19 protein-coding genes are annotated in these 14,906 nt (G+C 59.8%); 15 read left to right on the forward strand and 4 right to left on the reverse strand.

Features of this window, described 5'->3' with window-relative positions; all coding sequences use genetic code 11:
- The first annotated feature begins 226 nt into the window (after positions 1 to 226).
- Complete coding sequence (locus S7A_RS07720; protein ID WP_009089450.1) at positions 227 to 694, forward strand: GNAT family N-acetyltransferase; 468 nt, start codon at positions 227 to 229, stop codon at positions 692 to 694.
- A 112-nt stretch (positions 695 to 806) separates the two neighbouring features.
- Here S7A_RS07720 and S7A_RS07725 read toward each other — a convergent pair whose 3' ends face one another.
- A complete protein-coding gene (locus tag S7A_RS07725; RefSeq protein ID WP_033736199.1) occupies positions 807 to 1,421 on the reverse strand; it encodes a histidine phosphatase family protein in 615 nt (204 codons plus the stop codon).
- A gap of 396 nt (positions 1,422 to 1,817) precedes the next feature.
- On the opposite strand from S7A_RS07725, the gene S7A_RS07730 reads away from it, so the two are divergent.
- The gene (locus S7A_RS07730; protein WP_009089453.1) at positions 1,818 to 2,108 is read left to right on the forward strand and encodes a Bor family protein; all 291 of its coding nucleotides are present in this window, start codon (positions 1,818 to 1,820) and stop codon (positions 2,106 to 2,108) included.
- Between the two features lie 130 nt (positions 2,109 to 2,238).
- Here the strand turns inward: S7A_RS07730 and S7A_RS07735 are convergent, their stop codons facing one another.
- From S7A_RS07735 to S7A_RS07745, 3 genes are all read right to left on the reverse strand, one after another.
- The gene (locus S7A_RS07735) at positions 2,239 to 2,547 is read right to left on the reverse strand and encodes a chorismate mutase (RefSeq protein WP_009089455.1); all 309 of its coding nucleotides are present in this window, start codon (positions 2,545 to 2,547) and stop codon (positions 2,239 to 2,241) included.
- A 122-nt stretch (positions 2,548 to 2,669) separates the two neighbouring features.
- Complete coding sequence (locus tag S7A_RS07740) at positions 2,670 to 3,485, reverse strand: hypothetical protein (protein WP_009089456.1); 816 nt, start codon at positions 3,483 to 3,485, stop codon at positions 2,670 to 2,672.
- 170 nt (positions 3,486 to 3,655) lie between these two features.
- Complete coding sequence (locus S7A_RS07745) at positions 3,656 to 4,531, reverse strand: LysR substrate-binding domain-containing protein (RefSeq protein ID WP_009089458.1); 876 nt, start codon at positions 4,529 to 4,531, stop codon at positions 3,656 to 3,658.
- A gap of 102 nt (positions 4,532 to 4,633) precedes the next feature.
- On the opposite strand from S7A_RS07745, the gene S7A_RS07750 reads away from it, so the two are divergent.
- From S7A_RS07750 to phnD, 13 genes are all read left to right on the forward strand, one after another.
- Positions 4,634 to 5,338 carry an SDR family oxidoreductase gene (locus S7A_RS07750; protein WP_009089459.1) on the forward strand — a complete coding sequence of 235 codons (705 nt, stop codon included), beginning with the start codon at positions 4,634 to 4,636 and terminating at the stop codon, positions 5,336 to 5,338.
- Positions 5,339 to 5,471: 133 nt separating this feature from the next.
- The gene (gene phnF, locus S7A_RS07755) at positions 5,472 to 6,185 is read left to right on the forward strand and encodes a phosphonate metabolism transcriptional regulator PhnF (RefSeq protein ID WP_009089462.1); all 714 of its coding nucleotides are present in this window, start codon (positions 5,472 to 5,474) and stop codon (positions 6,183 to 6,185) included.
- Positions 6,185 to 6,631: a phosphonate C-P lyase system protein PhnG gene (gene phnG, locus S7A_RS07760; RefSeq protein ID WP_009089464.1), complete on the forward strand. Its 447-nt coding sequence runs from the start codon at positions 6,185 to 6,187 to the stop codon at positions 6,629 to 6,631. The genes phnF and phnG overlap by 1 nt, the downstream gene beginning before the upstream one ends.
- Positions 6,631 to 7,206 (forward strand): phosphonate C-P lyase system protein PhnH, encoded by a 576-nt coding sequence (gene phnH / locus S7A_RS07765; protein WP_009089466.1) that lies wholly within the window; start codon positions 6,631 to 6,633, stop codon positions 7,204 to 7,206. Before phnG ends, phnH begins: the two co-directional genes overlap by 1 nt.
- Positions 7,206 to 8,282, forward strand: a complete 1,077-nt coding sequence (locus S7A_RS07770; RefSeq protein WP_009089469.1) for a carbon-phosphorus lyase complex subunit PhnI — start codon at positions 7,206 to 7,208, stop codon at positions 8,280 to 8,282. The genes phnH and S7A_RS07770 overlap by 1 nt, the downstream gene beginning before the upstream one ends.
- Complete coding sequence (locus tag S7A_RS07775; RefSeq protein ID WP_009089470.1) at positions 8,275 to 9,123, forward strand: alpha-D-ribose 1-methylphosphonate 5-phosphate C-P-lyase PhnJ; 849 nt, start codon at positions 8,275 to 8,277, stop codon at positions 9,121 to 9,123. Before S7A_RS07770 ends, S7A_RS07775 begins: the two co-directional genes overlap by 8 nt.
- The gene (gene phnK, locus S7A_RS07780; protein ID WP_009089472.1) at positions 9,113 to 9,874 is read left to right on the forward strand and encodes a phosphonate C-P lyase system protein PhnK; all 762 of its coding nucleotides are present in this window, start codon (positions 9,113 to 9,115) and stop codon (positions 9,872 to 9,874) included. Before S7A_RS07775 ends, phnK begins: the two co-directional genes overlap by 11 nt.
- Positions 9,875 to 10,588 (forward strand): phosphonate C-P lyase system protein PhnL, encoded by a 714-nt coding sequence (phnL, locus tag S7A_RS07785; protein WP_009089474.1) that lies wholly within the window; start codon positions 9,875 to 9,877, stop codon positions 10,586 to 10,588.
- A complete protein-coding gene (gene phnM / locus S7A_RS07790) occupies positions 10,585 to 11,721 on the forward strand; it encodes an alpha-D-ribose 1-methylphosphonate 5-triphosphate diphosphatase (protein WP_009089476.1) in 1,137 nt (378 codons plus the stop codon). Before phnL ends, phnM begins: the two co-directional genes overlap by 4 nt.
- Entirely contained in the window at positions 11,721 to 12,257 is a 537-nt protein-coding gene (gene phnN / locus S7A_RS07795) for a ribose 1,5-bisphosphokinase (protein ID WP_009089478.1), read from the forward strand. The genes phnM and phnN overlap by 1 nt, the downstream gene beginning before the upstream one ends.
- Positions 12,254 to 13,024, forward strand: coding sequence for a phosphonate metabolism protein PhnP (gene phnP / locus S7A_RS07800; protein ID WP_009089480.1), 771 nt, complete (start codon positions 12,254 to 12,256; stop codon positions 13,022 to 13,024). Before phnN ends, phnP begins: the two co-directional genes overlap by 4 nt.
- Positions 13,025 to 13,103: 79 nt before the next feature.
- Positions 13,104 to 13,934, forward strand: a complete 831-nt coding sequence (gene phnC, locus S7A_RS07805; protein ID WP_009089482.1) for a phosphonate ABC transporter ATP-binding protein — start codon at positions 13,104 to 13,106, stop codon at positions 13,932 to 13,934.
- 26 nt (positions 13,935 to 13,960) lie between these two features.
- Positions 13,961 to 14,887: a phosphonate ABC transporter substrate-binding protein gene (phnD, locus tag S7A_RS07810; protein ID WP_009089484.1), complete on the forward strand. Its 927-nt coding sequence runs from the start codon at positions 13,961 to 13,963 to the stop codon at positions 14,885 to 14,887.
- Positions 14,888 to 14,906 lie beyond the last annotated feature (19 nt).

Genomic DNA, 14,906 nt, shown 5'->3' on the forward strand with positions numbered 1-14,906 from the left:
CAGGCTAGTGTCCGCTATGAGCGAAAAGTGAACGTAAACAGAGCAACTTCAGGGTGAATTTCGGGTTGATTCATTAAATGAAAGAGGAAGTATGGCAGGAGCGAAAACAGATACTGTATCTCATGGAGAAGCGCTCAGGAATGTGTTTTGGAATAGGCGCGCATAGTGCGATTTTTCATCAGGTGATAAGGTCGGGTTTCCCGGAAATTTATAAACAGGAGTGAACGTGGGCACGTTAGAGAAATATGAATGGCACAAGGATAACTATCTCGTAAGTACAGACAGGAAAAGGCTGGATGTGCAGGCCATCCATCGTTATCTGACGCGGTCGACCTGGGCTAAAGGGATTGATCGGAATATTGTCAGTCTATCAATCGAAAACAGCCTTAATTTTGGTGTTTATCACGATGACGCTCAGATTGGTTTCGCGCGTTTAATCACAGATTACGCTACGTTCGCCTACCTTTGTGATGTTTATATCCTTGAAGAATATCAGGGAGAAGGGCTAGGTAGGTGGATGATGCAATGCATACACCATCATCCTGTTTTCGAGCGGCTTCGCAGAATCATGTTGTTTACTACCACCGCTCCCTGGCTCTATGAAAAATTTGGCTATGAACCTGTTAATCGGGAAAACTATGCATGGAGTATCACAAGGCCTGACATTTATTCCTGTGTGAAAAAGTCTGGTTAACTGACCTGCTCTCTGTTGCTTATCTGCGCCTGTCATCAGAATGTCCGCTTTGAGTGAGAAGCGGACATCGTGTTTAAGGTAATATTGCCTAACTCAAATGACCGTTAGAAAACTAACGTTCAAGTAGATGTGTGGCAATTCCCCATCTGAGCGCCATGCATTTTCCATCCAAAAAATCGAAAACGGAGTAACTCGCATTGGGGTGAGCGTACCGGGTAAAGTTATCGATAGTCCCTTCTTTAAGTATTGCTAACACTCCCTGACTGACATGCCCATGCGTCACGATACACACGCACAGATGTTCTTTGGTGCCTTGCAGACCTTGTAAGAAAGTTATTACTCGTTGAGTTGCCTGTGCTAATGACTCTCCCTCTGGCGGACAATACTCTGCATCAAATTTGAATAACGCATTTGCATCTTTCGGATGGTGTTGAAGGAGCTGTGCCGTTGACATGCCTTCAAACTGACCAAATGCCTGTTCTTTAAGAGCAGTTTCAGCTACCAATGAGCAACCAAAGCACTCAGACAGGCTCTGTCCCATTTGCCAGGTACGACCAAGTGGAGAAGCGTAAACACGTTCAACCTGGTAATCACTCGCGACAAATGCTGCAAGTAAGGCTGATGTTTGGCGCTGCCCCCGGTGAGTCAACGTACTATCGCTCTGCCCCTGAATAAGACCTCTCGCAATCCACTCTGTTTCTGCGTGTCGAACAAGAATCATTTTCATCGTTGGTGCACCATGCATATTGTTGATTTAAATGTCCTGTAATAAACATACCAGCCAGCTGTAGCGGAATGCTTTCTGTTCCGGACTAAAAACAGGAAAAAATTTAGCTGAATGCAAACCGGGATGGCCTGTCTCACGAGGGATGCATCGAACGTAGATAATGTCCACTTCTGGCCCAAAACAGACCACGGCAGGCCAGAATCCGCTATAAGCAGGAAACCTGCGTCGCTGCTAAATGAGCTGGAACAAAGCTTTTGTGCTAGGGCGAGCGACAAGCACAGTCCGCATTGAAAAATATTTCTAATGTTTTCGCTTTCGCTGTCGATAACCTGATGGCTGGCTGAGTGATGATTTCACTCAGCATTTATTTGTACATTTCAAGCGATAAGGATATTTATGAACAAGCTTTGTGTTGCGGCGCTGTTGGCTCTGAGTTTAACCGGCTGTGCGCAGCAGACTTTCGTAATGAAACAGAATCAGGTTGGCGCGGCGACGAAAACCACCAGCCAGCCGTTCTTTGTTTCAGGTATCGGTCAGCGTAAGAGCATTGATGCGGCGCAGGTCTGCGGCGGTCAGGAAAAAGTCAGTCGGGTTGAAGTGCAGCAGACGTTTGTTAATGGCTTACTGAGCGTGGTGACGTTTGGTATCTACACGCCACGTGAAGCGCGCGTTTATTGCGCCATCTGATCATGCCTGAGGCCGGTTCGCCGGCCTCATTCTGCGCCTTTCATCAAATGATCAAGCTGCTGATAGCTGTCGCCATGTTCGCCCCATCAGACAGCCTCTGTCCCGGTAATGACACGCACGCACAAAGAGGTTAATTCACCGGGTCAGGTGGGTTGTTGCCGATCTGCGCATGGTGCGCAAGTTCATACTCTATGAACGCCTCAATCATGCTCCTGTACACCTTCGCAATAATGACCTCAGCAAGCCCTTTCTCCGCTGCGAGTCGGCAGACTTTATCAATGACCTGCTGCACCCGGTCTGGCGCGCGTACTGCGGCGTGATCGGCTTTGAACGTTGCCGCAGCTTTCACACATTCAGCACGCTGAGCAATCATGCTCACCAGCTGAACATCGATCTGATCAATCTCTTTTCTGACCTCTTCAAGTGTGGCGAACATCATTTCTGCACCTTTGAACTAGTACGATAGTTCGAAAAGATACAGCAGGTGTCGGCTGAAAACCAGCGGCAACGGGAAAAGGTAAGCCCGTCAGGCTTACCCCTCATTACCCGGCTCAGGCCACGTTATTGCGTCAGCGAGAAGCCCGCGTCAAAATGGTTTGCCTTGTTATTGAACTGCTCGATCCGGGTTGCCAGCTGTGAAATATGGTCATAGCTGATGCGTTTGAAAAAATCATTATCACCGCTGTTGTGCACCAGCTGCGTGAAGGCGGATAACCAGCCGGCGCTGCTCGCTGTGGTGTCAGTGATGCTGAGCATGGCATCCCGTTCTTTCTGCGTCGCATGCTCACCGTGACTGATGCTATCCAGCTGTTGCTCAAACTGCGTGACGCCTGCCGTGTCGCCGTACTGGCGGGCGATATCCAGTGAGCGCTGGGTAAGATCCTGCAGGACAGCATCCTGCGCAGAGGCCTTATCTGACACAAACTTTTCCACTTCACGGTAACTCTCAGCCTGCTGATCCGCAGGAACAAATCGCTCAACCAGTTTATTTAACATGCCCTGGGTGACGGCCAGATCCATTGAAAGCGTTGTGGAGTTACCGGAGCCGGTATAGGAGTGCAGGGCATCGGAAATCAGTCCGGACATATCGGTTTCAGAAAGAGAGGAGTGGGACTGTAAAGCGGAAAACCAGGTATCGATATCGTTGGTAATGCCGTTCGTCGTGCTGCTGTTTTTTTCGATAGTGCTGTTGCGTATCTGAATCACCTCTTTCAGGTTTTTATCTATTGCCTCCTTGCTGAGCTGTGTGGTCGAAGAAGGGGCATCTGCAATCAGCCTGTTTACCGTCTCCCGGGCAAGCGGAATAGTTTTGGGCATACTCTCCTGCTTGCTGAAAACGTCACTCTCTTTAAACCCGTTATCGATTGAGCTAATCATTACTCTCTCCATGTTGTGTGAAAGAAGCCTGATAATAATATCGGGTGTTCATAAGAAAACTTGACGCTTAACGGACAGAAGAGGGAAGCAGATTTCATCTGTTCAGTCAGTGATTATCTGAGATCAACGGATAATCAGAAGGTTAACGCGTTTAAGTGGCGATGCGCGGTTCAGGGACATTCGCCGAGATGATCCAGGCACCATTCCCACACCGCCTGCGCAGCCCTGCCAGGCAGATCCGTACGTTTGCGCACCAGATAATAGTCACCTGCGCTATCGCCCGCGTCAGCCACCACGACCAGCCGACCCGCTTTGATATCGGCCTGCACAAAAGCCCGGCTCGTCAGCGCCACGCCCTGTCCGGCCATCGCGGCATCCAGTGCAAGGGTGGTCTGGTTAAAGCGGGCGCCGGGCAGCTTTCCCTCCTGCTGCAGGAAGCGTGGCCAGCCGTCATGCGCGTCATGCAACAGCGGAAGCGACGCGATCTGACGGGCGGTCAGCGGCAGGCTGAGCCCCTCCAGCAGATGTGGGCTGGCAACGGCGATCAGATGCTGACGAAACAGCAGCGCGCTCTCCAGAGTCGCGGGCAGGGCAGTTCGTGACAGCCGCACCGCGATATCCACCTGGTCACGGGAAAAATCGGACAGGGCCTCGGTGGCGACGGTGCGCAACTCAATGTCAGGAAGATCTGCCTGAAGCTGGCCCAGCCGGGGGATCAGCAGTCTGGCGGCGACGGTCGGCGTCACGCTGATCGTCACCACGTCCGGGCGCGCCAGCAATCGGTCCGTTGATTCGACCAGCATATCAAACGCGCGCGTCACGTCAGCAAGCCAGGCTGCCCCCTGCGGCGTCAGCGAAAGCCCGCGCGCAAGCCGGTTGAACAGGCGGATGCCCAGATGATCTTCCAGTGCGCGAATCTGCTGCGCAACCGCCCCCTGCGTGACGCCCAGCTCCGCCGCCGCCGCCCGGAAACTCAGCTTCCGGCCAGCGGCTTCAAACGCCCGCAGGGCATTCAGTGAGGGCAGACCGCGACGTGAGAGTGGCATAGTTATCCTGTAGTTTTTCTACATGCTCAGAGGTTTATTTATCGCGCGATAATACATCGCTTTCCTGCGAAGATGCGTTTTTCACAGCAAAAGGAGCAAAAGATGACCGCAGAAAAAGTCGCCATCATTACGGCTGGTGGATCGGGCATGGGCGCAGCCGCCGCGTGCAGGCTGGCGGATGAGGGATACCGCATCGCAATCTTATCCTCTTCCGGTAAGGGCGAGGCGCTGGCGCGGCAGCTGGGGGGAATCGGTGTGACGGGTTCCAATCAGTCACAGGCGGATGTGCAGCAGCTGGTAGAGCAGGTCATGCAGCGCTGGGGACGGATTGACGGCCTGGTCAACTCGGCGGGTCATGGCCCACGAGCCGACATTCCCGACCTGACGGATGACGCGTGGCAGACAGGCATGGAGGTCTATTTCCTCAGCGCCGTGCGCATGGCGCGTCTGGTGGCGCCAATCATGGCAGCCCAGGGCGGCGGGGCCATCGTCAATATCTCTTCGGCGTGGACCTTTGAGCCGACAGAGATGTTCCCGACCTCCGCCGTGTTTCGCGCCGGTCTCGCCAGCTTCACCAGACTCTTTGCCGACCGCTATGCCGCAGACAACGTCCGGATGAACAACGTACTGCCCGGCTGGATTGATTCGTTGCCCGCCACCGACGAACGCCGCCAGAGCGTGCCGATGAAACGCTACGGCAAGGCTGAAGAGGTGGCCGCCACGATCGCCTTTCTGCTGTCCGAAGGTGCCGCCTACATCACCGGGCAGAATATCCGGATTGATGGGGGACTGACCCGCAGCGTCTGACACGCCATTCCCACGTTCACCGCACCTTCACCCCGCCGTCACGCTGCTGTCATCTGAAACCGTCAAGGTAACGCCATCCCGCAGTGATTTTTCACTGCGTTCCCACTCCGTAACCCGTGAGGATTTCATCGTGATGGAGTTATCCAGACATCCGACCACTGTCTACCAGGCGGTTGCCGCGCAGCTGGAGCAGGCGCTGAAAGAGCGTTACCGCTGCGGCGACTATCTGCCTTCCGAACAACAGCTGGCCGACCACTACGAAGTGAATCGCCACACGCTGCGCCGGGCCGTCGATGAGCTGGTGCAGAAAGGGCTGCTGCAACGCCGTCACGGCGTGGGCATCCTGGTGCTGATGCGCCCGTATGACTATCCGCTGCATGCTCAGGCGCGCTTCAGTCAGAACCTGCTGGAGCAGGGGAGTCACCCGACCAGCGAGCGGCTGCTGGCGGTGCTGCGTCCGGCCAGCAGTGACGTGGCCAGTGCGCTGGGCGTGAAAGAGGGCGACAACGTCATTCATCTGCGTACCCTGCGCCGCGCCAACGGCGTGCCGCTCTGCCTGATTAACCACTTCCTTGCCGACCTCAGCTGGTGGCCGCAGCTTCAGCGCTTTAACAGCGGCTCGCTGCACGACTTTCTGGTGGAGCACACCGGCAAGCAGTTGGTGCGCACCCAGACCCGCATCAGCACCCGCCGGGCGCAGGCGAAGGAGTGCCGTCAGCTGGATATCGCACTCCATGCGCCGCTGCTCTGCGTGCGGACCCTGAACAAAACCGCAGATGGTGCGCTGGCAGAATACTCCGTCAGCCTGACCCGCGGTGACATGATCGAACTGACTCTGGAGCACTGATGGAACAGCAAACGGATCGCCAGCGCTGGCTGTCGGTGCTGGCACACAGCAACGCCGCGCGGCTTGAAGCGCACTGGCAGGCGCTGAATCTTCACCCCGAGTTTACCCTGATCCGCCCGGCCGAGATCGGCATGACGCGGCTGCAGGCGCGAATGGGGGCCACCGGGAAACGCTTTGTGATGGGGGATGCCACGGTGACCCGCGCCGTGGTGCAGCTGAGCGACGGCACCCTGGGATACAGCTACCTGTTAGGACGCGACAAAGCGCACGCCGAGCGCTGCGCCCTGCTGGATGCACTGTTGCAGCAGCCGGAAACCCGGCCGCTGCTGGAAGAGAAGATTATTACCCCGCTGGCGGCGTGGCGTGATGAGCAGCGACAGCTGCGCGCGCGCGAAATCGCCAGCAGCAAAGTGGATTTCTTTACGCTGGTTCGCGGAGATAACTGATGACTTTACTGGCAAGTTTTAACCACCCTGTTGCGGACGCGCAGCGCGCCTTTCGCCGCATCCTGAAGGCGATGAGTGAGCCGGGCGTGATGGTCTCGCTGCCGCTGCAGCAGGGCTGGGGTGCGCTCTCGCCGGCGGCCACGGCGCTGCTGCTGACGCTGGTCGATCAGGAGAGTCCGGTCTGGCTGGATGCGAAAATCGACAACGAACAGCTGCGCAACAATCTGCGCTTCCATACCGGCGCGCCGATCACCACCCGGCAGGATGCGCCTTTTGCCCTGAGCCATGCGGCGGCGCAGCCCGACCCGACGGCGTTTGCGGCGGGGGATAACCTGTCACCGGAAAAAAGCACCACGCTGATTATCGAAGTGCCGTCGCTGAATGGCGGTCTGACGCTGCGACTCTCCGGCCCCGGCCTGCGCGAAACCCGCGCCATTGCGCCGCAGCTGCCGGAGAGCGTGCTGGACTATCTGCGCACCCGGCCGCATCCGTTTCCGCAGGGGGTGGATCTCATCTTCACCTGCGGCGAAGCGATCATGGCCGTGCCGCGTACCACCGTTGTGGAGGTGTGCTGATGTATGTCGCGGTAAAAGGGGGCGAAAAAGCGATTACGCATGCCCACCAGCTGCAGGCCGATCTGCGCCGTGGCGATCGGGCCGTGGCTGAACTCGGCTGCGATCAGGTGGCGCAGCAGCTGGGTCTGGCGGTGGATCGGGTGATGACCGAAGGGGGGATGTACGATCCGGAACTGGCGGCGCTGGCGATTAAGCAGGCCAGCGGCGACCTGGTCGAAGCAATTTTTCTGCTGCGCGCCTATCGCACCACGCTGCCACGGCTGGCGGAGAGTCGCCCGCTGGCGACCGGGACGATGCGTATCGAACGCCGCATTTCGGCGGTCTATAAAGATCTGCCGGGCGGCCAGGTGCTCGGCCCGACCTCTGACTACAGCCACCGTCTGCTCGACTTCACGCTGCTGGCCAATGGCGAAACGCCTGCCGCGCCGCGGGATGATCGGCCGGTCGCGGAAAGCTGCCCGCACATGTTCAGCATGATGAGCCGCGAAGGGCTGGCGGCCGCGGAGGAGGATGACGGCAGTGAGCCGACCGATATCACCCGCGAACCGATGGCGTTTCCCGCCTCGCGCGCGGCACGGCTGCAACAGCTGGTGCGCGGCGACGAAGGCTTTCTGCTGGCACTCGGCTACTCGACGCAGCGGGGCTATGGGCGCACCCACCCGTTTGCCGGGGAGATCCGCACCGGCTATGTCAGCGTCAGCATCTGTCTCGAAGAGCTGGGCTTTGAACTGGATATTGGGGAAGTGCTGCTGACCGAGTGTGAGATGGTCAACGGCGTGGCCCACCGCGAAGATACCGCGCCGCACTTTACCCGGGGTTACGGGCTGGTCTTTGGCCGGGCGGAACGCAAGGCGATGGCGATGGCGCTGGTGGACCGGGCGCTGCAAAGCCGCGAACAGCAGGAGCGCATCACCAGCCCGGCGCAGGATGAGGAGTTTGTGCTGTCGCACGCCGACAACGTGGAAGCGGCAGGCTTCGTCTCCCATCTCAAGCTGCCGCACTACGTTGATTTTCAGGCGGAGCTGGCGCTGCTGAAACAGCTGCAGGATGACTATCAGGAGCGCAACCATGGCTGAACTCACGGGTTACAACAACGGTTATCTCGATGAGCAGACCAAACGCACTATTCGTCGCGCCATCCTGAAGGCGGTGGCGATCCCCGGCTATCAGGTGCCGTTTGCCGGGCGCGAGATGCCGATGCCTTACGGCTGGGGCACCGGCGGCATCCAGATCACCGCCAGTGTGATTGGCGATCAGGATGTGCTTAAGGTGATCGACCAGGGGGCTGATGACACCACCAATGCGGTGTCGATCCGCCACTTCTTTCAGCGGGTCAGCGGTGCGGCCACCACCGAACGCACCAGCGATGCCACGCTGATCCAGACGCGTCACCGCATCCCGGAAACGCCGCTGGAGGAGGATCAGATCCTGATTTTCCAGGTGCCGATCCCGGAGCCGCTGCGTTTTATCGAACCGCGCGAAACCGAAACCCGCCTCCTGCATGCGCTGGAGGAGTACGGCATCATGCAGGTGAAACTCTATGAAGATATCGCCCGCTATGGCCATATCGCCACGACTTATGCGTACCCGGTCAGGGTCAACGGCCGCTACGTGATGGACCCGTCACCCATCCCCAAATTCGACAACCCGAAAATGGACATGATGCCCGCGCTGCAGCTGTTTGGTGCCGGGCGTGAAAAGCGCATCTACGCGCTGCCGCCTTACACCCGCGTCGAAAGCCTCGATTTCGACGATCACCCGTTTACCGTGCAGCAGTGGGATGAACCCTGCGCGTTGTGCGGCTCGCGCCACAGCTATCTCGATGAGGTGGTGATGGACGATCAGGGCACGCGGATGTTTGTCTGCTCCGACACCGACTTTTGCCACCAGCAGCAGGAACAGCAACATGCACAGTGAACAGCCGCTGCTTGCGGTCAGCCAGCTCACCCATCTTTATGCGCCGGGCAAAGGGTTTGAGCAGGTCAGCTTTGATCTCTATCCCGGCGAGGTGCTGGGCATCGTCGGTGAGTCCGGCTCCGGTAAAACCACGCTCCTGCACAGCCTCTCGGCACGCCTCGCACCGCAGCAGGGCACGCTTCTCTATCAGGGGCGCAGCCTCTGGCAGATGAGTGAAAGCGAGCGCCGTCACCTGCTGCGCACCGAGTGGGGCGTGGTGCATCAGCATCCGATGGACGGCCTGCGTCCGCAGGTCAGCGCGGGCGGCAACATCGGCGAACGGCTGATGGCGACCGGCGCGCGGCACTATGGCGACATCCGCGCAACGGCGAGCCGCTGGCTGCAGGCGGTGGAGATTGACCCCGGCCGCATCGACGATCTGCCCACCACCTTTTCCGGCGGCATGCAGCAGCGTCTGCAGATCGCCCGCAACCTGGTGACGCAGCCACAGCTGCTGTTTATGGATGAGCCGACCGGCGGGCTGGATGTCTCGGTGCAGGCACGCCTGCTGGATCTGCTGCGCACCCTGGTGCGGGAGCTGAACCTGGCGGTGGTGATCGTCACCCACGATCTCGGCGTGGCGCGCCTGCTGGCACATCGTCTGCTGGTGATGAAACAGGGGCGGGTGGTGGAGAGCGGTCTGACCGACCGGGTGCTTGACGATCCTCATCATCCTTACACACAACTGCTGGTCTCTTCGGTGCTCAATTAAATGACGACTATCAATCCGCGTCTGCAGGTCGGAAACCTGTGTAAAACCTTTGTGCTGCACAACCAGAACGGCGCGGCGCTGCCGGTGCTGCACAACGCCAGCCTGACGGTGGGCGAGGGCGAATGCGTGGTGCTGCACGGTCACTCGGGCAGCGGCAAATCGACCCTGCTGCGCGCGCTCTACGGTAACTATCAGCCCGACAGCGGCTATATCCGGGTCGCGCACCAGGGGGAATGGGTCGATATGGCGCAGGCCCCGGCGCGGCAGATTATCGCGCTGCGCCGCGACACGCTGGGCTGGGTGAGTCAGTTTCTGCGGGTCATCCCGCGCGTGCCGACGCTGGAGATTGTGATGCAGCCACTGCTGGAGCGCGGCGTCGACCGCCGGTTCTGCGAAGTGCGCGCCGCCGAACTGCTGAGCCGGCTCAACGTGCCGCAGCGCCTTTGGTCGCTGGCACCGTCCACCTTCTCCGGCGGAGAGCAGCAGCGGGTGAACATTGCGCGCGGCTTTATCGCTGACTATCCGGTGCTGCTGCTGGATGAACCCACCGCCTCCCTCGACAGCGTCAACAGCGCGGCAGTGGTGAGTCTGATTGAAGAGGCGCGCGCCCGGGGTGCCGCCATCGTTGGCATTTTTCACGATCGGGCGGTGCGCGAGCAGGTGGCCGATCGGCTGCATCTGATGCACCCCATTGAGACAGGAGCGCAGGCATGATCATCAACAATGTCAGACTGGTGCTGGAAAATGAGGTCATCAGCGGGTCGCTGGAGTTCCGCGATGAGCGTATCAGCAGCTTCAGCGAAACCCGCAGCCAGCAGCCGGGCGCGCTGGACGGCGAGGGGGCCTGGCTGCTGCCGGGGCTGGTGGAGCTGCACACCGACAACCTCGACAAGTTTTTCACCCCGCGACCCAAAGTGGACTGGCCTGCGCATTCGGCGATGAGCAGCCACGATGCGCTGATGGTCTCCAGCGGCATTACCACCGTGCTGGACGCCATTGGCGTCGGCGATGTGCGCGACGGCGGTCACCGTCTGGAGAATCTCAGCAGGATGATCGACGCCATCCGCGACAGCAACCGCAAAGGGCTGAACCGCGCCGAGCATCTGCTGCATCTGCGCTGTGAACTGCCACACCCGACCACCGCGCCGCTGTTTGAGGCGCTGATGGGCACGCCGGAACTGGCGCTGGTCTCGCTGATGGATCATTCGCCGGGGCAGCGGCAGTATGCGTCGCTGACAAAATATCGCGAATATTACCAGGGCAAATACCAGCTGAATGACGCGGAGATGGATCAGTTTGAGCATGAGCAGCTCACGCTGGCGGCGGCCTGGTCGCAGCCCAATCGTCAGGCAATCGCCGGACTCTGCCGGGAACATGGCATCGCCATTGCCAGCCACGATGATGCCACCGCCGCGCATGTGGAGGAGTCCCATGCGGCGGGCAGCCGCATCGCCGAATTTCCCACCACCCTGGAGGCGGCACGCGCCTCGCGCTATCGCAACATGCAGGTGCTGATGGGGGCGCCCAACATCGTGCGCGGCGGCTCGCACTCCGGCAACGTCGCCGCCTGGGAGCTGGCGTCTCACGGCCTGCTGAACATTCTCTCCTCCGATTACTACCCGGCCAGCCTGCTGGATGCGGCGTTCCGGCTGGCTGAGGATGAGCGCAACACGCTCGGCACGGCGCAGGCGATTGCGCTGGTCACCTGCAATCCGGCCCGCGCGCTGGGGCTTGAGGATCGCGGGGTGATAGCCGAAGGGTGTCGCGCCGATCTGGTGCTGGCGCACACAGCACATGGCTACCCGCATGTGCGCCACGTCTGGAGCAAAGGCCGGCAGGTCTACTGATGGCGCGGCTGATCTGGCTCACCGGTCCCTCCGGCTCAGGCAAGGATAGCCTGCTGGATGCGCTGCGGGCGGCACCGCCGCCGCGCCTGCTGATCGCCCATCGCTATATTACCCGCGCAGCGGATGCGGGCGGTGAAAACCACGTGGCGCTGACCGAGGCGGAGTTCGCCCGCCGCGCGGCGCTGGGGCTATTCGCAGTGAGCTGGCAGGCGCACGGTTTCAGCTATGGCATTGGCTGTGAGACAGAGCAGTGGCTGCTGCGCGGACAGAACGTGGTGGTCAACGGCTCGCGGCTGCATCTGGCGCAGGCGCAGGCCCGCTTCGGTCCGCAGCTGCTGCCGGTCTGCCTGCAGGTCACACCAGCGGTGCTGGCGGCGCGCCTGCGCCAGCGCGGACGGGAAGATGAAGCGGCAATCGCCCGGCGACTGGCGCGCGCCGCCCAGCCGCAGCCCGATGGCTGCCTGATCCTTAACAACGATGGCGCGCTGGCAGAGACCGTCCGGCAGCTGCGTCAGATAGTGGAGGCGGCGCAATGAAACTCACTTTTCTCGGCACCGGTGGGGTGACCGCCGCGCCGCTGCCGGGCTGCGACTGCCGTGCCTGCCAGCGGGCGCAGCGCCATAGCGATTACGCCCGTGCGCCCTGCAGTGCGCTGATTGAGACCGGGCGCGAGCGCATCCTGCTGGATGCCGGCCTGCCACTGCTGGCGTCGCGCTTTCCGCCCGGATCGCTGACGCGTATTCTGCTCACCCACTACCACATGGACCATGTGCAGGGACTGTTTGCGCTGCGCTGGGGGCGGGGGGCACCGATTCCGGTCTGGGGACCGCCCGACCCGCGCGGCTGTGACGATCTCTATAAACATCCCGGCCAGCTCGACTTTCGTCCCGCCTTAACCCCGTTTGTGGCACATGCCTTTGGCGAGTTACAGGTGACGCCGCTGCCGCTTCAGCACTCGAAGCTGACGCACGGCTATCTGTTCGACTGGCACGGTCACCGGCTCGCCTGGCTGTGTGACACCTGCGGGCTGCCCCCCGACACCGCCGACTTTCTGCGTGGTCAGCCGCTGGATCAGCTGGTGATCGACTGCAACGACCCGCCGTCTGCCAGGCCGCGCAACCACAACGATGTCACCCAGGCCCTGGCCATTGTGGCGCTGCTGCGGCCGCGCCAGAGCTGGCTGACCCATCTCAGTCATGAGATGGACAACTGGCTGGCGGAAAATCCGCTGCCGGAGGGGGTGCAGGCCGCGCGTGACGGCCAGACGCTGCTGTGCGGCGCGCCCTGGCCTGTCACAGTTTGATCATCTGACTGTCATCCCGCTTTCATCGTGCCACGCCTTAATAACCGGCAGAACGCAATCAGAGATGACGGAGAACAGCATGGCACAGGCACTTCTGAAAACGGTGGTCGACCACGATCGGCCCCCGGTCAGTTTCAGCGGACAAAAAGTGTTGTCGGTGCAGGGATTGAGCAAAACCTACGGTGATACGCCGGTGCTGGATCGGGTCAGTTTCGATCTCCATGCCGGTGAGCTGGTGGCGGTGATCGGCCGCTCCGGCGCCGGGAAATCGACGCTGCTGCATATGCTTAACGGCACCATCAGCGCGACGGCGGGGGCGATTATCAGCCTGCATAAAGGGGAAGCCGAGCGTAACGTGGTCACCCTCAACAGCCGCCAGATGCGGGAATGGCGCAGTCAGTGCGGCATGATCTTTCAGGATTTCTGCCTGGTGCCGCGCCTCGACGTGCTGACCAATGTGCTGCTGGGCCGCCTGAGCCAGACCAGCACGCTGAAGTCCTTTTTTAAAATCTTCTCCGACCACGACCGGGCGCACGCTATCGAACTGCTGCAGTGGATGAACATGCTGCCGCAGGCGCTGCAGCGGGCAGAGAATCTCTCCGGCGGACAGATGCAGCGGGTGGCGATCTGCCGGGCGCTGATGCAGAACCCCAGAATCCTGCTAGCCGATGAGCCGGTGGCGTCACTCGATCCGAAAAACACGACGCGCATCATGGATGTGCTGCGTCAGGTCAGCGAGCAGGGCATCAGCGTGATGGTCAACCTGCACTCCATTGAGCTGGTGAAACGCTACTGCACCCGGGTGATTGGCATCCAGCGCGGCGTGGTGCTGTTTGACGGCCATCCTTCCCGACTGACTGACAGCCTGCTGCAGCAGCTGTACGGCGATGAACTTAACCAGATCCATTAACTTCCACAGCAAGAGAACAACTCCGAATGAAACTGACTTCTTTAGCACTACTGATCGGCGTTATGGCGTCGGGTGTCAGCGCAGCGGATGCGCCAAAACAGCTGAATCTGGGGATTCTGGGCGGTCAGAACGCCACCCAGCAGATTGGTGATAATCAGTGCGTGAAGACCTTCTTTGATAAAGAGCTGGGTGTGGATACTCAGATGCGCAACGCCTCTGACTATTCGGGCGTGATTCAGGGACTGCTGGGCGGCAAAATCGATATGGTGCTGAGCATGTCACCCGCCTCTTTCGCCTCGGTCTACCTGCAGGACCCGAAAGCGGTGGAGGTGGTCGGCATCGTGGTGGATGACAAAGACAACTCCCGCGGCTACCACTCAGTGGTGATCGTCAAAGCGGACAGCCCCTACAAAAAGCTGGAAGACCTGAAGGGGAAATCGTTCGGCATGGCCGATCCGGACTCGACCTCCGGCTTCCTGATGCCGAATCAGGCGTTCAAGAAGATGTTCGGCGGCTCGGTGGATGACAAATATAACAACACCTTCTCCAGCGTCACCTTCTCCGGCGGCCATGAGCAGGACATTCTGGGCGTGCTGAACAACCAGTTTGACGGCGCGGTCACCTGGACCTCGCTGGTGGGAGACTATAACAGCGGCTACACCTCGGGCGCGTTTGGCCGCCTGATCCGCATGGATCACCCCGACCTGATGAAGCAGATCCGTATCATCTGGCAGTCGCCGCTGATCCCCAACGGTCCGGTGCTGGTCAGCAACAAACTGCCTGCCGACTTTAAAGCGAAAGTGGTGGCGGCGATTAAAAAGCTGGATAAAGACGATCACGACTGCTTCGTGAAAGCGGTGGGCGGTAAGCAGCATATCGGCCCGGCCACCGTTGCCGACTATCAGAGCATTATCGATATGAAGCGCGACCTGATGAAAGGCAGCCGCGGCTGACGAACCTTCCTGACTTCCC

Origin of the sequence: Pantoea sp. Sc1, from assembly GCF_000255315.1 — a bacterium.
GTDB lineage: Bacteria > Pseudomonadota > Gammaproteobacteria > Enterobacterales > Enterobacteriaceae > Pantoea > Pantoea anthophila.

Bases quoted from the DNA above. Each gene is read 5' to 3' on its own strand.
- S7A_RS07725 (WP_033736199.1), bottom strand. From the start codon at position 1,421: ATGAAAATGATTCTTGTTCGACACGCAGAAACAGAGTGGATTGCGAGA.
- S7A_RS07730 (WP_009089453.1), top strand. From the start codon at position 1,818: ATGAACAAGCTTTGTGTTGCGGCGCTGTTGGCTCTGAGTTTAACCGGC.
- S7A_RS07735 (WP_009089455.1), bottom strand. From the start codon at position 2,547: ATGATGTTCGCCACACTTGAAGAGGTCAGAAAAGAGATTGATCAGATC.
- S7A_RS07740 (WP_009089456.1), bottom strand. From the start codon at position 3,485: ATGATTAGCTCAATCGATAACGGGTTTAAAGAGAGTGACGTTTTCAGC.
- S7A_RS07745 (WP_009089458.1), bottom strand. From the start codon at position 4,531: ATGCCACTCTCACGTCGCGGTCTGCCCTCACTGAATGCCCTGCGGGCG.
- S7A_RS07750 (WP_009089459.1), top strand. From the start codon at position 4,634: ATGACCGCAGAAAAAGTCGCCATCATTACGGCTGGTGGATCGGGCATG.
- phnF (WP_009089462.1), top strand. From the start codon at position 5,472: ATGGAGTTATCCAGACATCCGACCACTGTCTACCAGGCGGTTGCCGCG.
- phnG (WP_009089464.1), top strand. From the start codon at position 6,185: ATGGAACAGCAAACGGATCGCCAGCGCTGGCTGTCGGTGCTGGCACAC.
- phnH (WP_009089466.1), top strand. From the start codon at position 6,631: ATGACTTTACTGGCAAGTTTTAACCACCCTGTTGCGGACGCGCAGCGC.
- S7A_RS07770 (WP_009089469.1), top strand. From the start codon at position 7,206: ATGTATGTCGCGGTAAAAGGGGGCGAAAAAGCGATTACGCATGCCCAC.
- S7A_RS07775 (WP_009089470.1), top strand. From the start codon at position 8,275: ATGGCTGAACTCACGGGTTACAACAACGGTTATCTCGATGAGCAGACC.
- phnK (WP_009089472.1), top strand. From the start codon at position 9,113: ATGCACAGTGAACAGCCGCTGCTTGCGGTCAGCCAGCTCACCCATCTT.
- phnL (WP_009089474.1), top strand. From the start codon at position 9,875: ATGACGACTATCAATCCGCGTCTGCAGGTCGGAAACCTGTGTAAAACC.
- phnM (WP_009089476.1), top strand. From the start codon at position 10,585: ATGATCATCAACAATGTCAGACTGGTGCTGGAAAATGAGGTCATCAGC.
- phnN (WP_009089478.1), top strand. From the start codon at position 11,721: ATGGCGCGGCTGATCTGGCTCACCGGTCCCTCCGGCTCAGGCAAGGAT.
- phnP (WP_009089480.1), top strand. From the start codon at position 12,254: ATGAAACTCACTTTTCTCGGCACCGGTGGGGTGACCGCCGCGCCGCTG.
- phnC (WP_009089482.1), top strand. From the start codon at position 13,104: ATGGCACAGGCACTTCTGAAAACGGTGGTCGACCACGATCGGCCCCCG.
- phnD (WP_009089484.1), top strand. From the start codon at position 13,961: ATGAAACTGACTTCTTTAGCACTACTGATCGGCGTTATGGCGTCGGGT.